Below are 24,797 nucleotides of genomic sequence, written 5' to 3' on the forward strand. Positions count from 1 at the left end.
TTTTTTAGCAAAATGACGGAAATACAAGCTGAATGCTCTCTGAATCTTTAAAATGCTTGAATTTCGTCATTTTTCGACTTTTACAAAATGTCGTGAATACCATACAATTTAGCCATACCTTAACGGGAGGTGATAAACATGCTGGATGGGAAAAAGCTTGGAGCTTTAATCAAGCATAAAAGGAAAGAAAGGCACTTGAAGCAGACAGAAATGGCGAAGGCGCTGGGCCTGTCTAGGACTTACCTTTCTGACATCGAAAACGGAAGATATCTGCCGAGCACAAAGACACTTTCCAGAATAGCGATTTTTATAAATCTGGATTTAAATGTGTTAAAAATGACGGAAATACAAGTAGTTAAGGAGGGTGGATATGAAAGAGCTTCCGGCACATGTAGAAGACAAGCTTTATGAGTTTTTTATGAAGCTATCAGTTCCAAGGTTGCTTGAAAAAGAAGCCTTGGAGAAAGGAGGGGATTCAAATGCAGAGGGAAAAGGCAATTGAACTTGCAGCCTTCTTCGCTGAATTTGAGCAAAAGATGATCAAAAAGAACAGATTTAAAATTGCTCATTTCTCTAACAAACAAATGGTCAAATGTTGTCATGTCTATTTAGAAATGAAGGGAGTAAAAGCATGAATCTAAATCAATTTCTTAAATCAGATAAGGAAAAAGCTAAACGTAAATTGGCATCCGCACAGTTTCTGCTGAACGAATTGCTTCCAGATGAAATAGAGGACAACAATTTCGATGAATGTATTGATCTCTGTTTGTCAGCTGCTGAAATGTTCAAGGAAATCAAACGGATGCATCATCCTGAACAAGTCGTTCAGCTACATGAAATTGCAACTCAATTTCTTAGTAAAGGTCTTGATGTCTCAATCGTAAAGAGGCCAGTATATGAATCTTGAGCATCCAATCATAACAGAAATTAACCGTTACGGCTATCCAAAAGAGTATCTGCAGTATGACCGGGATCGGGAAGAGGATGCCGATGAAGAAATAAATAAAAAAAGCCCACACGGCAATGTGGACTAAAAACAAACAAGCAACTTCATTTTAAATGGAACTCTCAACAAAATCAAATAGAGGAAGGTGTCTCATATGAATCCATTGCAGGATTTTGAATTAAATGAAATTAACAATGGCGAACTGCCGGGGAACCGTCCACAGTTTGAAATCACTGATATGAACAGCCTGAACTGGGCTTTCCGGAAAATTGCTGCACTAAAGTCGCAGGAAAAGGAAATCAAAGCACTGGCAGCTACAGAAAAGCAACGTATTGAAGAATGGGAAAGGCAAGAGCTTAAGCCTTTAGCAGACAGTCTTTCATTCTTTGAAAACCTGGTGAGTGTCTATCATACAAAGCAGCTTCAGGAAGACCCGAAGGCAAAAACACTTTCCACACCTTATGGGAAATCTAAAAGCCGGACAACAAAGGCAGCACCTAAAGAAGTGGACAAGGAAAAACTTCTGCAGCATGTGAAGGATGCCGGTATGGAAGAGTTTATAAAAGAGTCTGTGGCATGGGGGGATCTTAAAAAGACACTCACTGTCACCGAGCTTGAAGGTAAACCAATAGTAATAGATTCAAATGGGCAAGCTGTCCCGGGCGTAGAAGTGCAGCCGGAAACAGTCAGCTTCAAAGTGGAGGTGTAAGGGATGTTTCAAGTAACAGACGCGCAGCGTGAAAAGGAAAAAGCAATTGTGGGTTTTATCGGTCCGAGTGGTTCCGGTAAGACGGCCGGCGCCCTTCTGGTAGCTTACGGAATGATGCGTGAGGCATATCCAGAAGCAAACGACGAGGAAATCTGGTCAAAGATCGGCGTTGTCGATACTGAGCACCGACGCGCAAAACTGTACGCTAATTTACAGTTTGATGAAATTCGCATCGGTAGCTTTAAGCATATTGATTTTACACCGCCGTATACGACAGAACGATATCAAATGGCAGTCGAAGCAATTAAGAACGCCGGTGCCGAAGTTGTCGTAATTGATTCACTCTCACACAACTGGCAGGGTGAAGGCGGAATAGTTGAAACACATGGCAGCATGTCCGGCAACTCGTTTCAAAACTGGGGCAAACTTGCGCCGGAAACAACCAAACTCATTAAGACGTTAACACAAAATGACGTTCACATCTTGGCGACATTGAGAACAAAAACGGAGTATGTAGTGGAGCCTGATAATAACGGCAAAATGGCTCCGCGTAAGGTTGGAACAAAACCTGTACAGAAAGATGAAATGGAATACGAGTTTATGCTCAACTTCAATATTGATATTGATCATATGGCTGAGACGTCAAAAGACAATACGCGGATGTTTGAGGGATCTTCAATCAAACTAAATCCGGAAGTCGGCCGCAAACTTTATCAGTGGCTTGAGCTTGGCATTGACGTAAAGGCGGAGGAAGAAACAGAACGCATCGGCTTGATTACTCACATCAAAATGATGATTGAAGGCAACGAAAAGGCTGCGCAAATGATTGAGGAGTTCCAGATCAAAGCGAATCAGAAGCTTGAACAATGGAATATTAAACTTGCTAATGCTGCTATTGATAGATTAAACAGCGTACTTGGAGGTGAGCCAAGTGAAAAATAATTCAAAACTCGAAGAGATTCGGGGGCATGCGACCATATCTGATGTGCCCTGGTTAATTTCAGAGATTGATAGATTGAATAGTGGCATAGACAGTGTAATTTATGATTTGCGAAATGAAGACATCACCGATCCGCATGTAGTGGATTCAATTACTCAAAATCTTGTAGCTGTACTAAACGGCAAATAAAACAAAAATTGGAGGAATTAAATATGTTCACAGTAGACCACAGCAAAGGCGAAGCTTTTGAACCAATTAAACCAGGAGAATATGAGGCAACGGTTATTAATTTTGAGGAAAAAACAGCAGCTTCATCCGGAAATAAGCGACTTGTCGTGGACTATGAAATCCGTTCTGACGTTGAGCAGGCATGCCAGGGCCAGAAAATCCTATACGACAATTTCACTGTTACAGAGAATGCAATGTGGAGATTTCATCAAGCATCAAAGGCCGCGGGCTTCCCGAACGGAATGAAATTTAAGGATCATATTGAATGGGCCAATGCTTTCCTCAATAAACCGATCCGCCTAGTTGTCGGAGAAAGAGAGCATAACGGCAAAAAATATCCAGAAGTCAAAGCGTTTAAGCCGTCAGAAGCGCCGGCGCCGGATACCGGCTCAATTACAGTGAGCGATGACGATGTACCATTTTGATCGCAAGAAATACATTTGAGGGAGTGTATAGCTCCCTCGTTTTTAAAGGGGAGTTAATACATGTACGATTTTAAAAATATACCGCAAGAGCTAAAAAACGCCCCTCAGTGGATTCTATGGCGTTCGGAAGAGCGTAACGGCAAAAAAACGAAAGTGCCATATCAGATTGACGGCAGCATGGCTCAATCAAGCAATAAGAGAACCTGGTCCACCTTTGCAACTATCATGAAGTTTTTCAATGAACAGGAGTATGACGGCATCGGCTTCATGTTTTCTAAAGATGATCCGTTCATCGGAATAGATATAGATCACTGTGTAAATGACGGTGTTCTATCTCCTTTCGCTCAGGAAATCATCCAGACGGTCAGCAGCTATACTGAATACTCCCCAAGTGGTGAGGGTGTTCATATTATCGCGAAAGGTAAGCTCCCATTACGCGGACCGGGCACAGGGAGAAAAAATATAGATAAAGGTCTGGAAGTATACAGGCATGGCCGATATTTCACATTCACTGGAAACAGTCTTGAGGTGGGACCTGTTCAGGAACGATCAGAAGAAATCAAAACTATCTTTGATAAGTACCTGACGGAGAAGGAAGAAGCAAAACCGGCCAGCAACCGAACACAATCAGCAAGTGATATAAGTAACCTTTCAAATAAAGAAATTTGGGAAAGAATGTTCAATAGTAAAAACGGAAAAAGCATTCAGGACCTGTTTAACGGCCAGCTGATTAATGGCGATCATTCTTCCACAGATATGGCTTTATGTAATCACTTGGCATTCTGGACTGACAAGGACGCATCAAAAATGGATTCTATGTTTCGTGAATCAGATTTATTCCGTGAAAAGTGGGATCGGCAGCACTCAGCCGACGGGGCTACATATGGAGAAATGACTATTGCTGCAGCTATCTACTCGACTGGTCCCACAATATCAGACTTGATGGGACAGCAAGAGCAGCCGTATGAAGTGTATTTCTCGCAGCCGCAGGCCTCACATGTTGCTGACACAGAGGAAATCATAGACACGCCACCGGTTTTTCATCTGACTGAGCTAGGGAACGCTGAAAGGCTTGTATATTATCATGGCAAGAATATCAGATACTGTAACGAGCTCGACTGGTTAATCTGGAACGGGAAGATGTGGGAGGAAGACAGCAAGAGGCAGATTGAGGCATTAACTGCCCAAACTCTACGGGCCATTTACGGGGAAGCGAAGGCCACAGAAGACGGCTATAGAAAAAAGCTGCTTAACGATTGGGCTAAAAAATGTGAGCGTCGTAATATCCGAATGAACACTATATTGGATACACGGCCGATGGTTGCTGTAAGAAAACAAGAGCTCGACTCTCATAAATATCTGTTTAATTGTGAGAATGGTGTGATCGACTTAAAGACTGGGGAACTGCTGCCACATGATCGTGATTTTCTATTCACTAAAATTTCATCAGTGGCTTATCAAAAGGATGCCGACTGCCCAAATTGGAAGGCATTCTTAGAAAGCATTTTTATAGATGAACAAGGGCAGCCAAACAATGAAATTATTGATTTTATGCAGAAAGCAATTGGCTATTCATTGACTGGGGATACTACGGAACAAGTCATGTTCTTTCTGTTTGGTAATGGCCGTAACGGTAAATCAACGTTTATCAATACAGTTCAGCAGCTGCTGGGCGATTATGGCCGGCAGACGAACAGCGACACATTCATAAAAAAGAAAAATGATAGCAGCATCAACAATGACATAGCCCGACTCGACGGGGCGCGTTTTGTGTCGGCTGTAGAGAGTGAAGAAGGTCAACAGCTTTCTGAGTCGTTGGTGAAGCAGATCACCGGGGGCGAAAAGATGTCCGCGCGTTTCTTGCGCCAGGAGTATTTTGAATTTACACCAGAATTTAAAGTGTTCTTTACGACAAACCATAAACCAATTGTAAAGGGCAGCGATGAAGGTATATGGCGTCGTATCCGGCTTGTCCCGTTCACTGTCACCATTCCGAAAGAGAAAGTGGACAAAAAGCTTCCGCAGAAACTTGCTGCAGAAATGCCTGGCATTCTCCGGTGGGCAGTAGAGGGCTGCTTGAAGTGGCAGAAGGATGGACTTAAGGAACCAGAAGTGATCCGAAAAGCAACGGAAGGTTACCGGGAGGATATGGACATCTTAGCTCCGTTTCTTGCTGAAAAGTGTGTCATTCATCAGGCAGCCAAGATTGAAGCAAAGGAACTGTATAAAGAGTACAAAGATTGGTGTTATGAGAATGACGATGTTGAATTAAAAAATCGAGCCTTTTATCGCCAATTAGAAATTAGGGGATTTAAAAAAGAAAAAGGCGCAAAAAACAAAACATTTATTCACGGTTTGACATTGAACAAGTATGCCGGTGGAAGTTTTGAAGAATGGCGGGTTACTGAAAGGGTTACTGAATCTCATAACAAAAGTAACCCAAATAACGTTACTTCAATCAACAGAAAGAGGCTCTAAACGTTGATATATAAGGGTTTTTGGATTTTGGTAATTTATAGGGGTTACTGAGGGTTACTGAATTTCTATGTTCCGTTCTCATGAAAAATAAATATAAAAAATAATATATATATAAGTATATAGAGTTTAATAGAAAAATAGGTAACCTTCGATAACCCAATAACCCCTATAGGGTTCAAACCCTTGATATGACTGGGTTTTTAAGGGGTTACTGAAATTTCAATTCGATAACCCTTTAGTAACCCTTAGAGGTGAAAAATTTGCATCCAAAAAAAATATGCTCTGATATGGCGTTTTTGGGATCACCTTTAATACTGGATGGAAACGATCTTTATATTGAGAATCCTGATAAAGTCTATCCGGAGCTTGAGGCGTTTGTCCAATCATATAAAAAGCGAATTATCCGGTATTTGAAAGGCGAATACTCGGATCATGAACATAATGTGAAACAGACCATAGATAAAATCATTAATTATTTCATGGGCATTGATCAAGATATTAATAAAAAAATAGATGACTGGTTCAATCATGATTATGAATCAGTTATGAAGGTGATGAAATTGCTTGTTCTCTTTTGGGAGAACGGCTGGAGGGAGCTAAAGGAATCCGTTTCAAATTATGAAAACGAGGAAACGGACCAGCTTTCCGTAGAAATCTATGATCGGGCCATGTCGTATTTTAAGGGGAAGAAAGCATGACAATTATTCACTATAACTATTCGGAAACTGAGTTAAAAGAGATTCTGGACAGCATGATCATTATTGTGGATACGAGAGAGCAAAAGAATCAGCATGTTCTTGATTATCTCCGTAAAAAGAAAGTGGCAATTAAATTCAAAGGAATGAAAACTGGCGATTACTCGGCCATGATTCCTAAGAATGATGAACTTGGAATCAGTCGTGATATGTATTTGAATGCAGCCATTGAACGGAAAAATGGAGTGGACGAGTTGGTGCAGTCGATTAAAGACCGTTCTCGTTTTGAAAATGAATTGATCCGGGCGTCCAGGCATCCGTTCACTCTTCTTGTGGAAGACCTGGAAGGGTACCAAAAAATACTGAACGGAAAATATCGTTCAAAGTATGAACCGAAAGCGCTGCTGGGCAGCTTAAAAACATTTGAGGTTCGTTACGGCTTTTCTACTGTTTTTCTTAGCCCTAACGCTACGGGCAATTACATTTATCATCACTTTCATTATATGGCTCGGGAATTGCTAAAAGGCGGACTTGTGTAAATCTGAATAGAACAATCAAAGGGAGGAAGTAACATGGCATTTGTAGGTTTTGAGGAATCGAAGGAAGTACGGCAGCTGGCTGAAAGCATAATTGATGAACACCACCCACATTTAAAAGACGCTAAACAGCAAATAGGTTTTTATCTCCGTGAGGGTAACAGCAAATGGGCAGGAAAAGCAAAAAAATGTACGGCATTCGAACGTCATATGACGGATTACATGCTTTTCGTGTTTATCAATAAGACTGCATGGAAGACGATGCCGGAGGAACAGCGCGCTGCCCTGGTAGATCATGAGCTTTGCCATTTTACTCGAGAAGAATGGGAAGAGACTGATCCGAAAGATCAAAGTAAATGGGTGACTGTATACGGCGCTGCCACTGATCCAGACAGCTGGGGCATCCGTGAGCATGACGTTGAGGAATTCTCTGAGATTATCGAGCGCCATGGTTTATGGGATACCGGCATTGAAACATTTGCCGAGGCAGTACGTGAAGCTGATCACCAAATGACCATTTCAGACGTGCAGCGTCTATCGAGGGTGAAATAAATGGGTGTAGTCAGAAACTTTATATTAGGGGATTTTGCATGCATTGAAACCGAACGTGAGTTTGTATTGATTATGAAAAATAAAATATACGGTCCTTATGAGAACAGCAAGTTTAAAGCCATGTTGTATGCGTTGGAATGTGGATTAAAGAAAAATAATGGTGGGAGGAAAACGGAGAATGCGAGAAATTAAATTTCGGGTCTGGGATATCGTTTGGAAAAAGATGCTTACACATGAAGATTTGTGGGACGCTCCTTTTAACGAGTTATTTATATCTACTCCGGATCAAAGACCTTATAATATCATGCAATACACTGGATTTAAGGACAAGAACGATCGAGAAATTTATGAGGGAGATATTGTGAAAGTCACTAACGGCGCGGAAGAGTTAGGCGGAGTTGATACCGGTATAGGAAAAGTTGAATGGTTAACTAAATGGGGATTTTGGAACGTTTCAAAAATAGAAAATGGTCTGGGCGATTTACTTTTTAACGGTTATGTGGAAGTCATTGGCAACATTTATGAAGATCCTCAGCTTTTGGAGGGTGCGGAGTGAGTAAAAAAGAGACAGAGACAGTGGACATCATAAAATGCCCTCACTGCCATTATTTGATGGGATATGAGGACTTGATCGATGTAGGGTATATGTCAGGTAATTTCGATATGGATTGTGAGAAATGCAAAAAGGATTTCAATGTGGATTTTACTAGCATGTTTTATTTTACGACTACTAAAAAAGTTGAGGGCGCAGAGTGATCATCTATATTTTAGCTGCTCTCTTCATGTTTAATTCAGTTGCACTTCTCATATGGGTTTGCTTCACGGAAAGCCGAATACAAAAATGGGAACAAGAAAAATAGAGGAAAGGAGGACGGGTGTGACAGAACAACTTTCATTCCTTCATCCTGTGGATTTGAAGGCAGTCCGTAAAATCGTGATCAAAGAACTCAAAGATTATCGAGCTTTGAAAGTACAACTTGAGAATAAAAAGGAATCGGTTGACGCTGGCATCAGTCCGTTTCCTTCTATCAGAGATTCTTTCATGTTAAATGAATTGAAGGTCAAACAGATGGAAAGGGCGTTAGAAAACAGCCTGGACGATGAAGAACGGATGATCATTGAGAAAAAATACTTAACAGCCAGCCAAACAAAAGACATTCATATCTATATGGAACTTGGCATGAAGAAGGACACCTATTATGAGATAAAACAGCGTGCCATTCTACGTATTGCCACAGCACTCGGAATTATCTGAGTGCTTTTTTTGTCGACAAATTTCCGATAAAACAGGGGACATTTTAGGGGACAAAAAGGGGGACTATTTATGTTTGAAATCTCGATAAACTTAACCTATCAACGAAATACGATAAATAAAACTTATCGAAATATACGGGAGAAGCGTCTTTCCCTTATCAAGACGAATTCGGATACGGAACAAAGGTGTTGAGGAATGAAGCCAAAACGAGAGGAACATTCTGAGCCTGGATAGCAGCTAGTCTGAGGCGTCCGTATCGGGAGAATAGTATTATCGTATTTCATTGTGCGATCTTGCTATACTTGGCTTCCTCTCGGAGTATGTGTGAGATCAATCTTAAAAAGCAATTAGCATAAGGAGCGAAAATAAGAAAATAAAACCAAATTTTGTATTGACGGTGGTAAATATAAATGTTATAATAAAAGTATAGAAAGGAGGTGTTGAGAGAGCATGGAAATGGTTGAGCTTATCCTTCGGGACTTGGCTTGGCTGGTTGCAATCCTTACAGGAATCACAACCATGATCAAGAATATCAAGGAATTGAAGGAAAGCAAAAACAAAAAACGACGTTCTCCCGCCAAGAAGAAACGTCGTACATAAGCACAGAGGGGATTATTCCCCTTGCCTTATTATAACACTTTGTGTTCCATGCTCAAGCATATGAAAAAACTAGTAGATGGCTCAACAATTATATTTTTCATTCTGTTTGTGATCGTATTTGTGGATAAGGATTACAGCAATTTAGACACCCTAGACATTATAACAATGGTATTTGCTTTGATATGGCTGGTACTGACCATCATTAATATTATCCTTAAATGGAGGAACCTGCGGAATGACTAAGTTTGTTTTTGAGAATATCGACGAGCTAAGGGATTTCATGGACAAAGAAGTTATAACGACATCTGAAGCCATTCAGATTATTGGATGCAGCAGGCAGAACCTTAAGCAGCTGGTTGACTACGGTACACTAACGCCGATTAAAACAACAAATAGAGATCGCCTGTTCTTGAGAAAAGATATTGAGGGCTATAAGAAGAAACGTTGATTGCACCCGCAGCTAAGGGTGCTTTTTTGTATAATCGTTCGACAATTTCTTCAAGAATTAAATTTCCTATAAATTGGTCGATAATCTAAATTGGGTGATAACATTGACCAAAAATTTAGGCGAATCAAAAATAATACTAACCTATCTTAAAAAAAAATATGGTAAATTTTATAATCTAACTGTGGATGCAGAAAAAGCTTTACAGAGCAGAATCATTCAAGATCACAAAAAAGAGGATATTCGTAGAATGCTTAACAGAATAGAAGGATCTATAAATATCGCTAAGGATAGCCAAAGCCTTACTGTTCAGCCTTTTTCTTTTTTTATGGTGTTATTAACAGCTTTCAGTTCAGTTACAGTGGGACTGGTGACAGCTTCATTGGATCTATTTAATGGCCTTTTAGATAAATACATAGGTGATAAAGAAATAACAAAAGATCAGTTAATACAAATGATAAATTCCCTAGATATGACACCTATTTTTAAATCGGCTATATTTGCAGTTACAGCACCTTTTGTAGTTATAATTTTATGGTGGATATTTTTTTTCAGAAGAACTACTAAAAAAATAGATAAAAATTATGTTGCTTACACTTTACTTAAAGAGTGTATAGAAGACTATGACAAAGTGAAAATTGAAATCATTTTATAAAGTGCAAAATGAAACGTCTTGTTACATCAAGGCGTTTTTTATATTCTCTGTAAACTGCTTCCGGTAAATCTCAGGGAGAACTATTGGCGGTTAACGGCTTGAGTACGGTGGCAGTTTAGAAAGAATATGAAGGAGGGATAGCATGAGCGAGGCAAAGAAAAAGCATGAGTTTTTGAAAAGTATTATGAGTGTGGTAGAGCCAGATGAATTTGTAGCTGCCCGAAATAAAGCTGCTGATGAACTTATTGAAGAGTTAAAAAAGAATTGCTACACGTATGGTGACATTTTAAACGCTTTGAATGACTTGCCGATTTACAATTTCACATCTGAACAGAGAGAAATTATAGATACAGCAAAGGGAATTATTGAGGTTCAAATGAGGGCTGTTAGGTGCCGTTAAAAAGATGTAACGCGCCAGCCTGCCGTAACTATGTGGACTGGACACAGCGCTATTGTGAGAAGCACAAGGGCTATGCTGACAAGCAGTACAACAAAGAGGTGAGGTACAACAGGGAGAACAATGAACTCTATTCCTATTACCATTCAAGAGAGTGGAAGCTTCTTCGAGAACAGAAGCTAAGAGAAAGTAACTATCATTGTGCCGTCTGTGCCTCACAGGGACGTTTAAATAAGTCTCATAGGTTAGTAGTCCATCACAAGTTTAAAGAGCTTAGAGACGTTTTAAACGATGATCAGGCACGTACTGATTTAAATAATCTTGAGGTACTGTGTCAGTATCATCATAACCAAGTCACGTTTGGAGAAGGAGAAGGTAATTAGATGAGCAACAGAACGTTTCATTTGATCGGAATTATTGCGAGTGGTATCAGCGTGATTATTTCCACTACAGCATTAATTTTGTCACTTTAAGTCCCCCCGAACTTTAACCGGGTACCAAAAAAATTTTCCTGGGCATCGGCGCCCCCTCAACTTTGTAAAAAATGTTGAAATGAAATTTTGAGATTTGCTATTTTAGCCGGATTTTGAATACTGAAATATTACGCGCGATCCCTTATCTCGTATGAGTTGATCGGCGTTTTTGTCGTTCGCTGATTTTACCGAAATTTATGTGATGTATTTTGGACGAAAGGTGGTGGTTTTGATTGGCGAGACGAAAACAATTAACGGAAACGTTAAAAGGACAAATTACCAACGAAGAGCGGGAAGAGCGTCTGCAGCAGGAAGAAAAACTCAAAGATTTTTCGCCCTTGCAAGAAAAGCCACCATACTGGCTGTCCACTATGGCGAAGAATGAATGGCGGCGTATCTACCCGCACATTATCAATTTGCCAATCTCTGAATTAGATTCGGCATTGCTTGCGATCTATTGCAACAGCTATGCGCAGTATCGGGAAGCGATGGCCGATATAGCCAAAGACGGCCAAGTCATGTTTGAAAAAAACAGCCGGGGCGAGACGGTTAAAAAGAAAAATCCATCTGTGGATATAATGAACAGCATGTCTAAAGAGATCCGGGGCATTGCCGGCCAGCTTGGTCTGTCTCTGGATTCACGTCTGCGAATCGTCGGCCTCGACAGCGACAGCGAGGAAGATGATGAGTTTGGAGCAATGGCGATAGATGACGATTGAACATCTTGACCCCGGCACGCTTTACGCGAAAAAGGTTGTCAGCGGAGAAATAACGGCATGCAAGAAAGTCATAAAAGCCTGTCAGCGTCACCTGAGAGATTTGGAAAGAGTAGCTGACCCGTCTTATGAATATGAATACAGACCCGAAAAAGCAAAAAAGGTCATTAAGTTTCTTGAGATGCTGCCAGATATATCAACGGGAAAGCCCACAAAGCTGGCTTTGTTTCAAAAGTTCATTGTGTACATGCTCTATGCTTGGAGGAATAAAGAGACCGGCTTCCGGCGATTCACCAAAGCGTATATAAGCATGGCGAGAAAGGGCGGTAAATCTGTACTCGTTGCGGGTCTATCACTATACGAGTTGATTTACGGCGAAGCACCTAAGTTTGACAGGCAAATTTATGCGACAGCTAATTCAAGAGGCCAGGCGAAAACCGTCTTTAAAATGATTTCGATGCAGCTTAAAAAGATACGAAGTAAATCGAAATTCATGAGGAAATGGACAAAGATTATACAAAATGAAATCCGGTACCTGAAAGATGACTGCGTCATTATGCCTTTATCGAGGGATACCGATAACTTGGACAGCTTGAACGTTCTTATTGGAATTCTCGACGAGTACCACACAGCGTCCAACACGAAAATGATGGAAGTCCTTGAGTCTTCCCAAGGTCAGCAGGACCAGGGCCTTATCTTAATCATTAGTACAGCCGGCTTTAAGCTGAACGGCCCCATGTATTCGCAAGAGTATCCTTATGTTGACGATATTCTAAGTGGTCGTAAGGAAAACGAAAACTATTTTGCGATTGTCTATGAACAGGATGACGAAGAGGAAATTTACGACGAAAGCACTTGGATAAAAAGCAATCCACTACTTGAGGTGGAGGGGCTACAAAAGAAAATCTTGAAAAACCTCCGCAAGAAATTGAAGGAGGCTCTTGATAAAGATGATCTAAACGGTACACTCGTAAAAAACTTTAATATATGGCAGTCTGCTTCCTCTGAAAGCTTTATCAACGGGAACGATTGGAAAAAGCGCGGTGTGGATGGTGCGCCTGACATTACAGGGAAGCCGGTTTACATAGGGATTGACTTATCACGAACAGATGATTTATCATCCCTTGGCTTCATTTATCCATTAGAGGATGAAAATGAGACATTTTATGTGGACAGCCACTCGTTTGTTGGAACAAAAGGTGGACTGGATAATAAAATTGAGCGTGACAAACTGGACTATCGTACTCTCGCGAAAGCCGGATACTGCACAATTACGGACAAAAAATCCGGAATCATTAATCTGCAGCAGGTTGTGGATTATATGATCAATCATATTAAAGAATTTGATTTACAAGTAAAGGGAATCTTCTTTGACCCTTACAATATCTCTTTATTCTTAAATGAAATTGAGAAATATGGCTATGAAGATGTGCTGATTGAAGTTCGTCAAGGTCCTCGCACATTATCTGAACCAACAAAAGATTTTCGTTTGAATGTATTCGACGGAAAAATCATACACAGCAAGAATCCATTACTTGATACGGCGATGCACAATGCAATGCTGAAAAAAGTGAATGATACGATTCAAATTGACAAAGCGCTATACAGGGAAAAGATTGACCCTGCAGCGGCAATGATCAACGCACACACGGGAGCTATGTACCATTACAAACAAGAGGAATTTGATTGGAACTCTTATTACGAAAGCGAAGAATTCACTCTTTAGGGAAGGAGGGGGCGCCATGAAAATCGGAAAAATAAATACCTTTTTGTTGGGAGTATGTCAGTTTATTAAGTTGAACTTGCATACTCTTTTATTTTTGGCCGGCTTGTTTGTTATCGACTATGGGGTTTTCTTTCTCCATCCAGTAGCCGGCTTTATTGTGGCAGGTCTTTTTCTCGTTCTTATTGCCTTCTTACTGAATCCAAAAGAAGAGGGAGGGGGGTGATTAAGTGGCATTCTTTCGATCGTTAGATAAGCAGAGCCCAGGAGCACGAGAGTTCAATGAAATCATTCTCGGATTGGACGGACTGTCTTACACGTCTGTCAGTGCGATTAAAAATAGCGATGTGTTCACGGCAGTTCTTACCCTAGCCTCTGATATTGCAGCGTCGCCAATTATGGTCCACCAAAATGGCGTTGAGGAAAAGGATTCCGACCTGTTCAGGTTACTGAATGAGAAACCCAATGATTATTATTCAGGGTACTTTTTTAAGTTCATTCTTGTGGCCAACGCTTTAATGAACGGCCAGTCTTACGCGGAAATAGTCCGGGACAAAGAGGGGACGCCTTTAGAGCTGATTCATTTATTGAACAGTGAAGTCTATGCCGAGCAGCTGCAGGACCGAAACGAAATTCTGTACCGGTATTATCCGTCTGGCGGCAAAGAAAGAGTCTTGAAGCCGGAAAATGTACTGCACATTAAATTTTTTAGCATGGACGGGATAACGGGTATGAGTCCTCTTTCTAGTCTTAAGCACGAAATTGAAAGCCAGGAGGCTGGGAAACGCCTTGTCACAGACTTTTTCAGAAGAGGGGTCAACTTAAGCGGTATTGTAAACATGAAAAAAGGCCATTTGTCTTCTGAGGCAAAGGACAAAATCCGTAATGAATTTGAAAAAGCAAACTCTGGCATAAAGAATCAGCAGCGGGTTGTTGTACTTGATGAAAATATGGAGTTTAGCCAGTTAGAAATCAACACGAAAGTGCTTGAGGTCGTGAATAACTACACGCATTCAACGAAACAGATAGCCAAAGTGTTCGGTCTGCCGGCGCACAAGCTGGGCATTGAGCAGGTCAACACCTCACTTGAACAAGCTAATCTGGACTATCTGACAAATACACTATCCAACTATTTTGCGGCCATTGCCTCAGAGCTTAATTTCAAGATGCTGCCGTACCCTTTAAACCTGCAACGGAAATTTCAGTTCGATACGCGGAGGTTTAGGGAAACGGACGCAAAAACGAAGCGTGAAAATGTCATTGCCTTGCTACAAAACGGTATTTTCTCTCTCAACAATGCGCTGGCTGAGTATGGTTACGAGCCAATATCAAACGGGGACAAACGCTACATGAGTTTGAACTATGTGAACATTGATTTGATGGACGAGATTCAGAAAGCAAAGGCAAAGAGCCTGCCGATCTCGTCAGCAGGTGAAGGAGGTGAGGGGAATGTCTAAGGAAGTAGAGATTAGAACGTCGCAGGAAGGGACCTTAAAAGCTCATTCAGACGATGACGGTCCAAAAGTGATTAGTGGTTATGCTTTAAAGTTCGGCACCCGCAGCCACAATTTGGGCGGCTTTATTGAAATGATTGATAAAAGGGCTCTGGATCAGACAGACATGAGCGATGTACGGGCATTAATTGATCATGACCCGTCCAAGATTCTCGGGCGTACGTCTGCCGGCACGCTTAAGCTTGAAGTTGATGACATCGGCTTAAGATTCGATGTTAATTTACCGAATACACAGTACGCAACAGATTTATACGAAAATCTGCGGGTTGGTAATATCTCAAATTGTTCTTTCGGCTTCATGCTGGGGAAGGATGGAGACAGTTTTACTCGTGACCAGGAAACCGGCCTGCCGTTGCGGAGCTTGAGAAACATTTCAAAGCTTACAGATGTGTCAGTCGTTACTTATCCGGCTTATGAAGACACTGACGTAACAATTGCCAAACGGAATTTACAGCAGTACGAGGAAAGAAACCGGAATCCGGAAAAAGAAAAGCTGCTGCTGCAGCTGGATTTATTAAAAATAGGATTGTAAAAGCACTCGAAAATCGGGTGCTTATTTTATTTGAAAAGGAGCAAACACATGTTATCTGAAAAAATTAAGGAACTAAGATCACAGATTACTCAAAAACAAACGGCTATTAATACAAAAATCACAGATGCCCAAAAACGAGCAGAGGAAGACAAGTTGGACGAAGCTACAGCTCTGAAAGGTGAAATTACCTCCATGAAAGAAGAGCTTGACGGCCTGCAGAAAAAGCTTGCGGAATATGAAGAGTTAGCCGGACTTAAGCCGGAGAACCCTGCACCAGCTGGTGCTAAAGAAGACGATGAGGAGAAAAGATCAATGCCTGGCGGTGGCATCCGTACAATCATAAAACCAGGTAAGACAGAAGAGGTAAGAGCTTTTGAAGAGTTTCTGCGATCAAAAGGGGAAAAACGCGACGGGTTGAAATCTGATGGCGCAGAAGTGCTAATTCCTATTGATGTAATTACTAAGCCACAACAGGAACTGGAAGACGTTGTTGACCTTGGCACAATGGTAAATAACGTTTCCGTTACAACTTCATCTGGCACTTATCCAGTCCTGGAAAACGCTAGTACTCAACTAAACTCTGTGGAAGAACTAGAGAAAAATCCAGAGTTAGCGAAACCAAAGTTTAAGAAAGTGGAGTGGAAGGTTGTAACATACCGCGGTCAATTGCCAATTTCTCAAGAGGCCATTGACGATTCAGGCGTTGACTTAACGGCTCTTGTAGCAAATTATTTGCAACAGATTGAACGCAATACACGAAATTCTAGAATTGCTGCAGTTCTACGTACATTCACAACGATGACAGTATCAGGAACTGACGAGCTTAAAAAGATTTTCAATGTGTATTTAAAACAGGCTTATAAGCGTGATATTGTCGCAACTTCTTCGGCGTTCCAATTCTTAGATACGCTCAAAGATAAAAACGGGCAATACATTTTACAGCAAAATATTTCATCCCCATCTGGAAAAGTATTGTTTGGAAGACCGAACACAGTTGTAGATGATCCTGTCTTAGGTGAAAAAGATGGCGACGCGGTTATGTTTATCGGGGATTTAAAAAGGGCGGTTCTTTTTGCGAATCGATTAAAAGCTACAGCGAAATGGGTGGAAAATGATCTTTATGGACAGGTCCTTTCCCTGGCGATTCGTTTCGACGTTAAGAAAGCTGATGACAAAGCCGGCTATTTTGTAACAATCAATCAACCGACAACTAGCACAGAAGATCAGTCAGCAGTAGACGTGGGACAATAAAAAAATAATTGGGAAGGATGATTGAAAATGGCGGAAGAATTTCTAAATAAAAGTGGAAGTGTATGGACAGCATCGGAAAAGGACACGGACGGAAAGCCGATAACACGGGTTTATCTTGGCGGAAACAGTGAAGAAAATCCTCTGTTTATCAAGGGGATGCAGGGCCCTAAAGGCGATCCTGGCGAACAGGGACCGAAAGGGGACACAGGCCCACAAGGCCCTCAAGGAAAGACCGGCGCCCAGGGTCCGCAGGGGGAAGCTGGCCCTCAAGGTCCTAAAGGAGACAAGGGCGATCCTGGTAAAGACGGCTTTGGGACGGAAGAGCAATACAATGAACTTGTTAAACGTATTGAAGCCCTGGAACAAGCAGTACAAGCAAAATAATGGCGTAATGGGACGCATACCGGCGTCCCTTTTTGTTTGTAAAGGAGTGTTGGAATGACGCTTGAAGAATTAAAGCTTGCGATGCGTATAGATCACAATTTTGATGATGGGTTTATCCAGCGGCTGAAAGATACTGCGGAAGATTATATCAAGGATGCCGTCACGCTTTCACCAAACAGGGATGCTTTCTTTCAAAACAACCCTAAATTTGATACAGCTGTCATGTTCCTGGTCGGTGCCTGGTATGAACAGCGCGTATCCTCAATGGACAAAGCGTTGCAAGAAATACCTTTCGGCGTAACAAACTTTATTCAGCAATTCAGAGGGGCGTATACAGATGGAATTTAGCCGGCTCAATACACGCATCACTTTTGTTACACGAAAGAACGGGAAGGACCCGGAAACCAGGGAGAATATTGAGGTAAATGAGCCCTTATTTTCTTGCTGGGCTGAGATAAGAGAACAGAAGTTAAGAGAAAAGCTCACGACAGCTGGCACCTTCTTAGAGAACAGCATTACGTTCATTATTCGCTATCAGCAAGTTAAGAAGGCAACAAATAACATGCACGTTCTTCATGATGATGAGCTTTATGAAATAAAAGACATCCTCCCAAACTCTCAGGATAAAAACCTGATCAATGTGTTTGCGGAGAAGGTGAGCTGATGGCCCGACAAGATGACGGTATCAGCGGTATAGAAAAAGAGCTTTATAAGCTTGCAAGAAAAAATACCAGGGCAGCCAAAGCAGCCGTCCAGGCAGGCGCTCAGGTTTTTGCTGAGGCTCTGGAACGTAACACACCCCCAGGCAGAGAGAGCAGCCACAAGATGCACATGAAAGATAATGTGGTGTATTCAAAGGCCAAGGAAGACGGGGAGATATATGCAAGTGTGGGTTATGGGAAAGAAACAGCATCCCGTCTGCACTTCTCTAACTTTGGAACGATCAAGCAGCCCCCGCAGCACTTCATTGAGAGAACATCAAACGAGATGGAGCAAACAGTTTTGCAGATTGTACAGCAAGTTTACATGAGGGAGCTGGGACTATGATGCTTCCCATCCAGGAAGTTGAAAAGCTTTTAAGTGAAAATAAAACCCTTACTTCTCTTGTGGGCAGTGACCGGATATTCTTGGTCTTTGTTCCGGAAGAAGATCAGGACATAGAAAAGGCCCCAATGATTCGTATTAACGAGCTTGAGAGCCACAGAAAAGACTATGCGGATGATAGGGCCCTAACGTTTGAGGTTGATATTCAAATAGATTTATGGACCAAAACAATAAAGGACGCCCGGGCTATTCAGCCTGTGATTGATCAGATCATGGCAGAGAACGACTACAAGCAATATGCGTCAGCCTTTGACCGTGACCCAGATATTGCTCTGTATCGGTACGCCCGTAGATACAGAGCGACGAAATTAATTGATGTTCAAAAAATAAACATAGAAAAGGATGATATGAATGGCTAAGACGGGACTAAGCGGCATTAAATATGCTGAGCTTGTTGATGAAAAGGCCTCTGTTATCGTAGATATGCCGGGGGCAATTGAAGCGAAGCTGGACGTTTCTTCTGAACTAACGCCCCTTTATGCAGATGATGGCATTTATGCGGTTAAGAGTTCAGGAGTCAGTGAAACAAAACTGGAATTAAACGTCGCAGACCTTACCACAGAAATGAAAAGGACTCTTTTAGGTGTGCCAGTTGTTGATGGTATTGAAGAGTATCATAAAGATATGGAGCCGCCTTACGTGTGCATCACATGGCGTCAAAAACACCATGAGAAAGGCTATGTGTATTATGCCTTGTTAAAAGGGAAATTTGGCATCCCTTCTGTGGAAGGAAAAACGAAAGAAGATAAAGTGGACTATCAAACAGATACGATCGAAGGGCAATTCTTGCCGCGTAAAGCGGATGGGCTTGTGTTCCTGATTGGTTACGATCAAAACGATGGATTTACATTAGAGAAATTCTATCAACGTGCTTATGGGATGCTGCCAGACGGCATGACAACAGAAGAAGTAAGTGCAGACTTAGGAAAATAAAACTGGCAGCCGGATGACGGCTGCTTTTTCTATAAAAATTAAAAGGTGGGTTTCACAATGGTTAAAGCAGTTTTAAGAGATTATGCCCTAGCTGAAGTAGATGAAAACGGCGAAATTGTATCTGTTCCAGAAAAAACATTTGTTCAGCCAATTGTTACAGCAAGATATACGTATAGAGCTTTAGAAATACATGCAAATGCAATGGATGAAGAATCTGGAATGACAGAGCATGATGTAATGGATGACATGATGACTCTTGTTTTGGACATATTCAAAAATCAATTTACATTTGATGATATTCTAGACGGTGTTCAATCTGATGATTTATTTGACTGGCTCAGAGATATTATTGATCAGGTTATGATTAAAGATAAAAAAAAGGCTCAATTGAAGAAGAAGGCCGAGAAAGCTCAAAAATAACAGGGAAGCCAATGACCTACAGGGACTATCTTAACAGGATGAAGCAAATGTATCTTGACTTGATGGAAAATGGTTACAAGCTTCATGAAATAGATGACATGGATGTACAACGCTTTTTTGATCTTGCAACTTACAAGCATGAGGAAGAAAACAAACTTGTCCCTGCTTATCAAATATTCGGTGCAACTTTGTAAAAGGGTGTCGGTAATGGCGCTCTTTTTGTGTTTCTAAAAAACGATAGAAGGGAGGTAACTATTTGGCGACAGAAGGCAGACCAATAGGAAATTTAGTCATTAATACCACGCTAAACGATGCCGGCGTAAACAGAGGGATAACTGGTCTTAGAAATAACCTCAAAACAGCACGGACAGCCACAAAAGCGACTGTTCAAGAGTTTAAAGCGATGGGTGATGAACTCACGGCCAGCAAAAAGCAGGTTGAAGGTTTATCAAATGAGCTTTCCATTCAAGAGAGGATTGTGGAAGAATACCGGAAATCTTACGAGAAACAGGTTGAGCTATACGGCGAAGGCTCACAGCAGGCCCAGAAATACGCCCAGCGGCTCAATACGCAGATTCAATCGTATCATTCTCTAGAAGGGTCTCTGCGGCGCGCACAGATGCAATACCAACGGCTGGAACAAGCCCAAAGCCAAGCAAGTGAAAGCGCTGATGAGTTGACGGACAGCCAAAGAGAGATCGGTGACGCAAGTGGTGACGCCGGCGGGAAAGTATCCAAATTCAGTTCTTTTATAAAAGTCGGCCTGGTCGGTGCGTTGACTGCAGGCGTTGCCAGTGTCGGTGCCCTAACAGCTGCAATCGGCGGGCTTGGTGCCAAAATGGCACTGGATACGCAGGCGGCCCAGGGAGAAATTCGGGCTCAATTAGGGCTTACGGAAAAAGAGGCTCAGAAGGTTGCAAGTTCAGCAAAAAGCTTGTGGGCTGATGGTTTCGGTGACAGCGTTGGGGAGGCTAAAAACGCACTCGTCAACGTAAAACAAAACGTGAAATTGCTAAAAGGTGCAACCGATGACACGGTAAAAGAAGTCACGAAGGGCACCATGACCATCGCTAAAGCTTTTGACCAAGACGGGAATGACATTACAAAGTCAATCAACGCAATGCAAAATTCATTTGATGGACTTTCCACTGATGCAGCAATGGACATGATCACCAGTGGTTTTCAGAAAGGCCTTGATTATTCCGGAGAGTTCTTAGATTCGATTAACGAATATTCCAATCAGTTTGCAGCTGCAGGCTTCTCCACACAAAGAATGTTTTCGGTCTTTCAGGCGGGTGCTGAATCAGGGGCGTTCCAGCTGGATAAGGTTGGCGATCTAATCAAAGAAATGAACATTCGTTTATCAGACGGAACAGCAGACGAAGCCATGCAGTCACTATCAAAACACACCCAAGATTTATACGCTCAGTTTAAAAAGACTGGGAAAGGCGGTGACCTGGTTTTCTCTGCCGTTATGAAAGATATTGACGGTATGAAAAACAAAAGCGATGCCTATAAGATAGGGCAGCAAATTATGGGTACGCAGTTCGAGGATTTAGGACAAAAAGGCGTCTCTGCCCTGGCTAACATAGAGAATAGCTTTTCAAATACAAGCGGAGCAACCAAAAAAGCAGGCCAGGCCCTACAAGATAATTTTGGGACAAGGCTTAAAAAGATTGGCCGTTCTGCCCTTGCATCGTTAGAGCCTATTGGAAATGGGGTCCTAAGCTTACTTGAGCCGGTCATGTCTGGCTTAGAGTCTGGCATGAAAGGCCTTGAACCGACTTTTAACAATATCGCGAATGCCGGAAAGAATCTAAAGACTATTTTCTCTGGCGTTATGGATGTTTTCAATGGTGATACGTCAAAGGGTGCCGATAAGCTGATGGACTTTTTCCCGGTGTTAACGGTCCAAACCATCATCGACGGGATAAACAATATCAAAACTGCTTTTTCCGGCTTTAAGCAGCAGGCGCAGCCCATCATATCCAACATGAAAGCAAGCTTTGACGCGATGAAGCCGACTTTTTCGACTCTTGGCACTATTGCATCCCAAGTTTTTGGAACCCTTGGCCCTCTGGTCAAACAGGCACTGGGCGGCGTGATGTCTTTCATTGGTCAACTCACTGGGCAGTGGAAGTCTTTCTGGCAGCAAAACGGTTCCGTGATCACTCAAGCCCTCCAAAATGTGTGGTCGATTGTCCAGTTTGTCATGCCGGCCATACTTGCGATCATACGTTCTGTTTGGGGGAATATAAAGGGCGTCATCACTGGCGCGATTTCAATTATCCAGGGCGTTATCCTCGTTTTTTCTGGGTTACTAACCGGGAATTTTTCAAAAATGTGGGAAGGAATTAAGAAAATATTTTCTGGCGCGATAAAAGTTGTCTGGAATGCAATCCAACTTTCATTTTTCGGCAAGATTCTCGGCGGTGCCAAGGCTCTCGGCGCTGGCTTAAAGGGCATTTTTCCAAAAATGTGGGGGAGGATCAAAAGTTTATTTAAAGATGGAGCCTCAAATGCGGGAAAAATGTTCACATACCTTAAAGACAAAGCGTTTAAAATTGTCGGTGATATGAAAGACGGCATTGTTAAGAAATTCTGGGATATTGTCGATGCTGCCAAGTCATTGCCTAAAAAAATGGGTGACGGAATTAAGAGCATGGCAGGCAAAGCCTGGGACGGAATAAAAGCGTTTGGAAACAGAACGCTCCGGGGATTCGGTAAAATCATCAACGGCTTTACTCAGCAGGGTATCAACTGGATTTTAGGAAAAATCGGGGTTGATACTAAAATCCCTAAATGGGAAGTTCCGCAGTATGCAAATGGTACTGGTGGGCATCCAGGAGGCCCGGCAATTCTCGGTGATGGTAGAGGTTCAAATGCAGGACCAGAGGCTTTTATCACCCCTTCGGGTCACATGGGACTCAGTCCGGCGACTGATACACTTATGAACCTTCCCAAAGGAACACAAGTCTTGTCAGCAATTGACACGAGAGCTTTTCTTTCTGGAATTCCAGCTTATGCGAACGGAACAAAGAAGAAAGAAGGTTTCATTTCTAAAATGTGGAATGGAGCAAAGGCAGCCGTTGGAAAAGTGAAGGACCTTGCCTTAGATGTATTTGACTATATCAGCAACCCATCAAAACTTATCAAAAAGGTTATTGAAAAGCTGGGGTTAAAACTGCCTAAAGTAAATGGCATTACCGGCGATGTCCTAAAGGGTTCTTTCTCCCTTATCAAAAAGAATTTTGTTAATTTCATCAAAGATAAGTTTGGAGAATCAAGCAACTTTGGTGAGGGCGGCACGGAAGCCGTCAAAAAGTGGGTTGCTCAAGCCTTAAAGATAAAAGGGCTGGGTTCAGAATATGCCTCAGCACTTGAGACAATAGCGATGAAGGAATCAGGCGGAAATCCGAATGTCGTAAACAGATGGGATTCAAACTGGAAAGCGGGGCACCCTTCCCAGGGGCTTATGCAGTTCATCCCAAGCACCTTCGAAGCTAACAAAGAACCAGGATATGGGAATATCAAAAACCCTGTACACCAAATTCTAGCTTCAATCAACTATCTCAATAGTCGATATGGGGGCATTCTGAATCATCCAGGCTTGAAGTCTATGGCACGTGGCGGCCGTTACATCGGTTACGATACAGGCGGATTGATTACGCGTGATCATTTGGCTGAGGTGCATAAAGGAGAAATGTTGCTGCCGTTGCGTCAATTTAGGCGCAGCCAAGCTCATAAGGTTCTCAGCCAGGCGGGTAAAATGGTTGGATATGAGCCGGAAAGCCGGTCAAACTCAACCAATGCAAACGCATTGAAAACCATGGTGACTTTGCTGCAGCAACAAAACAGCAATCAGCAAGCTGAAATTAATCTGTTAAGCCAAACGGTAAGACTATTAACGCAGCTTGTGGCGAAAGACCCGAATGTAATACTAAGCGTCCAGGAATTAAATAAAATTCAAGACGAAGCATACAACAAGGAAAGAAACCAAAAGGGATTGCTGAATAATGTAAGCTTCTCTTAGGAGAGTGGTAGGTTGATAAACTATGATCTAATAATAGACGGCAAGTATTTAAGCGAGACTCTTCCAGGTGTCTCGCTTTCTTCATTTAGGCCAGAGGCGCCAGTGTTCGAAAGGCAGACGGCAGGAACAAACGCGCTCATTAATGGGACGATGATGCTTAAGCGGGGGAACACTGGGCGTTACACAGAAAGGAAAATCAACATAAAAGTGCTTGTGGAGGCAAATAGCTCTTTTCAGTTCCAGATCAAAAGGGATGCTGTCTACAATCTTTTTGTAAGGGAGGACCCCTACTATGTGATCAATACGCAGCAGCCTTATAAACGATGGCTTGTTACGTGTGATGACGCATTTTCCATCTATCAAGAAAACGGCAAAAAGTATCAGGAAGTGGATATTACATTAACGGCCATTCAGGGACTTGCTGAGTCTTTAAATGACAGCACTGCATCTATGGAATTGAAGGACGAATTGTTTCACTTGGGTATGAATATCCGTCGGGACTCAACCCCGGTGTTTCACTTTCAAAATAAAAACTCTTTTGTAGTGGATAACATAGGGGACGTAAAACTAGACCCGATTAACTACAATTACAACGTCGAAATGTATCTGCAGGGTACTGATATTTCAATCACTAATATCACAACAAACGAAACCCTGACGTTGAACGGGAAATTTTCAAAAACGGATAAGATAACGCTATTGAAGCATCACATTTTGAAGAACTCTACGCCTATTTCCGATAGGAGTGGGCGATTCCCGACTCTTGCAGCCGGCCAGAATCAAATTAGGGTTGCAGGTGCTACCTACAGCGATATCCGATTCATTACACATTTTTATTATAAATAGGGGGTGA

36 protein-coding genes are annotated in these 24,797 nt (G+C 42.0%); all 36 read left to right on the forward strand.

What is annotated here, in order from left to right; all coding sequences use genetic code 11:
* The first annotated feature begins 138 nt into the window (after window positions 1-138).
* The 36 genes from Q3W56_RS07910 to Q3W56_RS08085 all read left to right on the forward strand — a co-directional run bounded on the left by Q3W56_RS07910 (window position 139) and on the right by Q3W56_RS08085 (window position 24,790).
* On the forward strand, window positions 139-411 hold the full coding sequence (locus tag Q3W56_RS07910) for a helix-turn-helix transcriptional regulator (RefSeq protein WP_095374955.1): 273 nt from the start codon (window positions 139-141) through the stop codon (window positions 409-411).
* Window positions 412-479: 68 nt separating this feature from the next.
* Window positions 480-635 (forward strand): hypothetical protein, encoded by a 156-nt coding sequence (locus Q3W56_RS07915; protein ID WP_302895089.1) that lies wholly within the window; start codon window positions 480-482, stop codon window positions 633-635.
* Window positions 632-907, forward strand: a complete 276-nt coding sequence (locus Q3W56_RS07920; RefSeq protein ID WP_195727762.1) for a YqaH family protein — start codon at window positions 632-634, stop codon at window positions 905-907. Before Q3W56_RS07915 ends, Q3W56_RS07920 begins: the two co-directional genes overlap by 4 nt.
* Window positions 897-1,034 (forward strand): hypothetical protein, encoded by a 138-nt coding sequence (locus Q3W56_RS07925; protein WP_195727763.1) that lies wholly within the window; start codon window positions 897-899, stop codon window positions 1,032-1,034. The genes Q3W56_RS07920 and Q3W56_RS07925 overlap by 11 nt, the downstream gene beginning before the upstream one ends.
* Window positions 1,035-1,100: 66 nt before the next feature.
* Window positions 1,101-1,655 (forward strand): host-nuclease inhibitor Gam family protein, encoded by a 555-nt coding sequence (locus Q3W56_RS07930; protein WP_060399200.1) that lies wholly within the window; start codon window positions 1,101-1,103, stop codon window positions 1,653-1,655.
* 3 nt (window positions 1,656-1,658) lie between these two features.
* Window positions 1,659-2,597, forward strand: a complete 939-nt coding sequence (locus Q3W56_RS07935) for an AAA family ATPase (protein ID WP_302895090.1) — start codon at window positions 1,659-1,661, stop codon at window positions 2,595-2,597.
* Window positions 2,587-2,784: a hypothetical protein gene (locus tag Q3W56_RS07940; RefSeq protein WP_302895091.1), complete on the forward strand. Its 198-nt coding sequence runs from the start codon at window positions 2,587-2,589 to the stop codon at window positions 2,782-2,784. Before Q3W56_RS07935 ends, Q3W56_RS07940 begins: the two co-directional genes overlap by 11 nt.
* Before the next feature lie 23 nt (window positions 2,785-2,807).
* Window positions 2,808-3,248: a DUF669 domain-containing protein gene (locus tag Q3W56_RS07945; protein ID WP_060399198.1), complete on the forward strand. Its 441-nt coding sequence runs from the start codon at window positions 2,808-2,810 to the stop codon at window positions 3,246-3,248.
* Between the two features lie 60 nt (window positions 3,249-3,308).
* A complete protein-coding gene (locus Q3W56_RS07950) occupies window positions 3,309-5,726 on the forward strand; it encodes a phage/plasmid primase, P4 family (protein ID WP_302895092.1) in 2,418 nt (805 codons plus the stop codon).
* Window positions 5,727-5,986: 260 nt separating this feature from the next.
* Complete coding sequence (locus Q3W56_RS07955; protein ID WP_302895093.1) at window positions 5,987-6,424, forward strand: hypothetical protein; 438 nt, start codon at window positions 5,987-5,989, stop codon at window positions 6,422-6,424.
* Complete coding sequence (locus tag Q3W56_RS07960; protein WP_071579056.1) at window positions 6,421-6,960, forward strand: ERCC4 domain-containing protein; 540 nt, start codon at window positions 6,421-6,423, stop codon at window positions 6,958-6,960. Before Q3W56_RS07955 ends, Q3W56_RS07960 begins: the two co-directional genes overlap by 4 nt.
* 33 nt (window positions 6,961-6,993) lie before the next feature.
* Window positions 6,994-7,509 carry a putative metallopeptidase gene (locus Q3W56_RS07965; RefSeq protein ID WP_302895094.1) on the forward strand — a complete coding sequence of 172 codons (516 nt, stop codon included), beginning with the start codon at window positions 6,994-6,996 and terminating at the stop codon, window positions 7,507-7,509.
* Entirely contained in the window at window positions 7,510-7,701 is a 192-nt protein-coding gene (locus Q3W56_RS07970) for a hypothetical protein (RefSeq protein ID WP_046159989.1), read from the forward strand. It abuts the gene before it with no gap.
* Window positions 7,688-8,065 carry a YopX family protein gene (locus Q3W56_RS07975; protein ID WP_302895095.1) on the forward strand — a complete coding sequence of 126 codons (378 nt, stop codon included), beginning with the start codon at window positions 7,688-7,690 and terminating at the stop codon, window positions 8,063-8,065. The genes Q3W56_RS07970 and Q3W56_RS07975 overlap by 14 nt, the downstream gene beginning before the upstream one ends.
* Window positions 8,062-8,265, forward strand: coding sequence for a hypothetical protein (locus Q3W56_RS07980; protein ID WP_069839645.1), 204 nt, complete (start codon window positions 8,062-8,064; stop codon window positions 8,263-8,265). Before Q3W56_RS07975 ends, Q3W56_RS07980 begins: the two co-directional genes overlap by 4 nt.
* Before the next feature lie 85 nt (window positions 8,266-8,350).
* Window positions 8,351-8,764, forward strand: a complete 414-nt coding sequence (locus tag Q3W56_RS07985) for an ArpU family phage packaging/lysis transcriptional regulator (protein WP_302895096.1) — start codon at window positions 8,351-8,353, stop codon at window positions 8,762-8,764.
* A 450-nt stretch (window positions 8,765-9,214) separates the two neighbouring features.
* Window positions 9,215-9,364 carry a hypothetical protein gene (locus tag Q3W56_RS07990; RefSeq protein ID WP_302895097.1) on the forward strand — a complete coding sequence of 50 codons (150 nt, stop codon included), beginning with the start codon at window positions 9,215-9,217 and terminating at the stop codon, window positions 9,362-9,364.
* A 235-nt stretch (window positions 9,365-9,599) separates the two neighbouring features.
* Window positions 9,600-9,812, forward strand: a complete 213-nt coding sequence (locus Q3W56_RS07995) for a MerR family transcriptional regulator (RefSeq protein WP_302895098.1) — start codon at window positions 9,600-9,602, stop codon at window positions 9,810-9,812.
* 103 nt (window positions 9,813-9,915) lie between these two features.
* Window positions 9,916-10,464 (forward strand): hypothetical protein, encoded by a 549-nt coding sequence (locus Q3W56_RS08000; RefSeq protein ID WP_268395723.1) that lies wholly within the window; start codon window positions 9,916-9,918, stop codon window positions 10,462-10,464.
* A gap of 142 nt (window positions 10,465-10,606) precedes the next feature.
* Entirely contained in the window at window positions 10,607-10,864 is a 258-nt protein-coding gene (locus Q3W56_RS08005; RefSeq protein WP_046160700.1) for a hypothetical protein, read from the forward strand.
* A 703-nt stretch (window positions 10,865-11,567) separates the two neighbouring features.
* Complete coding sequence (locus Q3W56_RS08010; protein ID WP_302895099.1) at window positions 11,568-12,053, forward strand: phage terminase small subunit P27 family; 486 nt, start codon at window positions 11,568-11,570, stop codon at window positions 12,051-12,053.
* Window positions 12,043-13,776, forward strand: a complete 1,734-nt coding sequence (locus Q3W56_RS08015) for a terminase large subunit (protein WP_302895100.1) — start codon at window positions 12,043-12,045, stop codon at window positions 13,774-13,776. The genes Q3W56_RS08010 and Q3W56_RS08015 overlap by 11 nt, the downstream gene beginning before the upstream one ends.
* Before the next feature lie 16 nt (window positions 13,777-13,792).
* Window positions 13,793-13,999, forward strand: coding sequence for a hypothetical protein (locus Q3W56_RS08020; protein WP_085185852.1), 207 nt, complete (start codon window positions 13,793-13,795; stop codon window positions 13,997-13,999).
* Window positions 14,000-14,003: 4 nt separating this feature from the next.
* Complete coding sequence (locus Q3W56_RS08025; protein WP_302895101.1) at window positions 14,004-15,230, forward strand: phage portal protein; 1,227 nt, start codon at window positions 14,004-14,006, stop codon at window positions 15,228-15,230.
* Window positions 15,223-15,819, forward strand: coding sequence for an HK97 family phage prohead protease (locus Q3W56_RS08030; protein WP_302895102.1), 597 nt, complete (start codon window positions 15,223-15,225; stop codon window positions 15,817-15,819). The genes Q3W56_RS08025 and Q3W56_RS08030 overlap by 8 nt, the downstream gene beginning before the upstream one ends.
* A gap of 48 nt (window positions 15,820-15,867) precedes the next feature.
* A complete protein-coding gene (locus Q3W56_RS08035) occupies window positions 15,868-17,070 on the forward strand; it encodes a phage major capsid protein (protein ID WP_302895103.1) in 1,203 nt (400 codons plus the stop codon).
* A 27-nt stretch (window positions 17,071-17,097) separates the two neighbouring features.
* Window positions 17,098-17,454, forward strand: coding sequence for a collagen-like protein (locus Q3W56_RS08040; protein WP_302895104.1), 357 nt, complete (start codon window positions 17,098-17,100; stop codon window positions 17,452-17,454).
* Between the two features lie 54 nt (window positions 17,455-17,508).
* Window positions 17,509-17,802, forward strand: a complete 294-nt coding sequence (locus tag Q3W56_RS08045) for a head-tail connector protein (protein ID WP_014479872.1) — start codon at window positions 17,509-17,511, stop codon at window positions 17,800-17,802.
* Window positions 17,792-18,118, forward strand: coding sequence for a phage head closure protein (locus tag Q3W56_RS08050; protein ID WP_014479873.1), 327 nt, complete (start codon window positions 17,792-17,794; stop codon window positions 18,116-18,118). The genes Q3W56_RS08045 and Q3W56_RS08050 overlap by 11 nt, the downstream gene beginning before the upstream one ends.
* Entirely contained in the window at window positions 18,118-18,501 is a 384-nt protein-coding gene (locus Q3W56_RS08055) for an HK97-gp10 family putative phage morphogenesis protein (protein WP_302895105.1), read from the forward strand. Before Q3W56_RS08050 ends, Q3W56_RS08055 begins: the two co-directional genes overlap by 1 nt.
* Window positions 18,498-18,917, forward strand: coding sequence for a tail completion protein gp17 (gene gp17, locus Q3W56_RS08060; protein WP_302895106.1), 420 nt, complete (start codon window positions 18,498-18,500; stop codon window positions 18,915-18,917). Before Q3W56_RS08055 ends, gp17 begins: the two co-directional genes overlap by 4 nt.
* Window positions 18,910-19,491: a major tail protein gene (locus Q3W56_RS08065; protein WP_302895107.1), complete on the forward strand. Its 582-nt coding sequence runs from the start codon at window positions 18,910-18,912 to the stop codon at window positions 19,489-19,491. Before gp17 ends, Q3W56_RS08065 begins: the two co-directional genes overlap by 8 nt.
* Window positions 19,492-19,548: 57 nt before the next feature.
* A complete protein-coding gene (gene gpG / locus Q3W56_RS08070) occupies window positions 19,549-19,911 on the forward strand; it encodes a phage tail assembly chaperone G (protein WP_195727777.1) in 363 nt (120 codons plus the stop codon).
* A 47-nt stretch (window positions 19,912-19,958) separates the two neighbouring features.
* Window positions 19,959-20,105: a hypothetical protein gene (locus Q3W56_RS08075; RefSeq protein WP_003237388.1), complete on the forward strand. Its 147-nt coding sequence runs from the start codon at window positions 19,959-19,961 to the stop codon at window positions 20,103-20,105.
* Between the two features lie 62 nt (window positions 20,106-20,167).
* A complete protein-coding gene (locus Q3W56_RS08080) occupies window positions 20,168-23,944 on the forward strand; it encodes a phage tail tape measure protein (RefSeq protein WP_302895108.1) in 3,777 nt (1,258 codons plus the stop codon).
* Between the two features lie 12 nt (window positions 23,945-23,956).
* Window positions 23,957-24,790, forward strand: a complete 834-nt coding sequence (locus tag Q3W56_RS08085) for a phage tail domain-containing protein (protein ID WP_302895109.1) — start codon at window positions 23,957-23,959, stop codon at window positions 24,788-24,790.
* Window positions 24,791-24,797 lie beyond the last annotated feature (7 nt).

Origin of the sequence: Bacillus sp. C28GYM-DRY-1 (assembly GCF_030519405.1) — a bacterium.
Lineage (GTDB): Bacteria > Bacillota > Bacilli > Bacillales > Bacillaceae > Bacillus > Bacillus spizizenii_A.

What these genes read in the sequence shown, in the direction of transcription:
- Q3W56_RS07910 (WP_095374955.1), top strand. Translation starts at nt 139, where the DNA reads ATGCTGGATGGGAAAAAGCTTGGAGCTTTAATCAAGCATAAAAGGAAA.
- Q3W56_RS07915 (WP_302895089.1), top strand. Translation starts at nt 480, where the DNA reads ATGCAGAGGGAAAAGGCAATTGAACTTGCAGCCTTCTTCGCTGAATTT.
- Q3W56_RS07920 (WP_195727762.1), top strand. Translation starts at nt 632, where the DNA reads ATGAATCTAAATCAATTTCTTAAATCAGATAAGGAAAAAGCTAAACGT.
- Q3W56_RS07925 (WP_195727763.1), top strand. Translation starts at nt 897, where the DNA reads ATGAATCTTGAGCATCCAATCATAACAGAAATTAACCGTTACGGCTAT.
- Q3W56_RS07930 (WP_060399200.1), top strand. Translation starts at nt 1,101, where the DNA reads ATGAATCCATTGCAGGATTTTGAATTAAATGAAATTAACAATGGCGAA.
- Q3W56_RS07935 (WP_302895090.1), top strand. Translation starts at nt 1,659, where the DNA reads ATGTTTCAAGTAACAGACGCGCAGCGTGAAAAGGAAAAAGCAATTGTG.
- Q3W56_RS07945 (WP_060399198.1), top strand. Translation starts at nt 2,808, where the DNA reads ATGTTCACAGTAGACCACAGCAAAGGCGAAGCTTTTGAACCAATTAAA.
- Q3W56_RS07950 (WP_302895092.1), top strand. Translation starts at nt 3,309, where the DNA reads ATGTACGATTTTAAAAATATACCGCAAGAGCTAAAAAACGCCCCTCAG.
- Q3W56_RS07960 (WP_071579056.1), top strand. Translation starts at nt 6,421, where the DNA reads ATGACAATTATTCACTATAACTATTCGGAAACTGAGTTAAAAGAGATT.
- Q3W56_RS07965 (WP_302895094.1), top strand. Translation starts at nt 6,994, where the DNA reads ATGGCATTTGTAGGTTTTGAGGAATCGAAGGAAGTACGGCAGCTGGCT.
- Q3W56_RS07970 (WP_046159989.1), top strand. Translation starts at nt 7,510, where the DNA reads ATGGGTGTAGTCAGAAACTTTATATTAGGGGATTTTGCATGCATTGAA.
- Q3W56_RS07975 (WP_302895095.1), top strand. Translation starts at nt 7,688, where the DNA reads ATGCGAGAAATTAAATTTCGGGTCTGGGATATCGTTTGGAAAAAGATG.
- Q3W56_RS07985 (WP_302895096.1), top strand. Translation starts at nt 8,351, where the DNA reads ATGGGAACAAGAAAAATAGAGGAAAGGAGGACGGGTGTGACAGAACAA.
- Q3W56_RS07990 (WP_302895097.1), top strand. Translation starts at nt 9,215, where the DNA reads ATGGAAATGGTTGAGCTTATCCTTCGGGACTTGGCTTGGCTGGTTGCA.
- Q3W56_RS07995 (WP_302895098.1), top strand. Translation starts at nt 9,600, where the DNA reads ATGACTAAGTTTGTTTTTGAGAATATCGACGAGCTAAGGGATTTCATG.
- Q3W56_RS08005 (WP_046160700.1), top strand. Translation starts at nt 10,607, where the DNA reads ATGAGCGAGGCAAAGAAAAAGCATGAGTTTTTGAAAAGTATTATGAGT.
- Q3W56_RS08015 (WP_302895100.1), top strand. Translation starts at nt 12,043, where the DNA reads ATGACGATTGAACATCTTGACCCCGGCACGCTTTACGCGAAAAAGGTT.
- Q3W56_RS08020 (WP_085185852.1), top strand. Translation starts at nt 13,793, where the DNA reads ATGAAAATCGGAAAAATAAATACCTTTTTGTTGGGAGTATGTCAGTTT.
- Q3W56_RS08030 (WP_302895102.1), top strand. Translation starts at nt 15,223, where the DNA reads ATGTCTAAGGAAGTAGAGATTAGAACGTCGCAGGAAGGGACCTTAAAA.
- Q3W56_RS08035 (WP_302895103.1), top strand. Translation starts at nt 15,868, where the DNA reads ATGTTATCTGAAAAAATTAAGGAACTAAGATCACAGATTACTCAAAAA.
- Q3W56_RS08040 (WP_302895104.1), top strand. Translation starts at nt 17,098, where the DNA reads ATGGCGGAAGAATTTCTAAATAAAAGTGGAAGTGTATGGACAGCATCG.
- Q3W56_RS08045 (WP_014479872.1), top strand. Translation starts at nt 17,509, where the DNA reads ATGACGCTTGAAGAATTAAAGCTTGCGATGCGTATAGATCACAATTTT.
- Q3W56_RS08050 (WP_014479873.1), top strand. Translation starts at nt 17,792, where the DNA reads ATGGAATTTAGCCGGCTCAATACACGCATCACTTTTGTTACACGAAAG.
- Q3W56_RS08055 (WP_302895105.1), top strand. Translation starts at nt 18,118, where the DNA reads ATGGCCCGACAAGATGACGGTATCAGCGGTATAGAAAAAGAGCTTTAT.
- gp17 (WP_302895106.1), top strand. Translation starts at nt 18,498, where the DNA reads ATGATGCTTCCCATCCAGGAAGTTGAAAAGCTTTTAAGTGAAAATAAA.
- Q3W56_RS08065 (WP_302895107.1), top strand. Translation starts at nt 18,910, where the DNA reads ATGGCTAAGACGGGACTAAGCGGCATTAAATATGCTGAGCTTGTTGAT.
- gpG (WP_195727777.1), top strand. Translation starts at nt 19,549, where the DNA reads ATGGTTAAAGCAGTTTTAAGAGATTATGCCCTAGCTGAAGTAGATGAA.
- Q3W56_RS08075 (WP_003237388.1), top strand. Translation starts at nt 19,959, where the DNA reads ATGTATCTTGACTTGATGGAAAATGGTTACAAGCTTCATGAAATAGAT.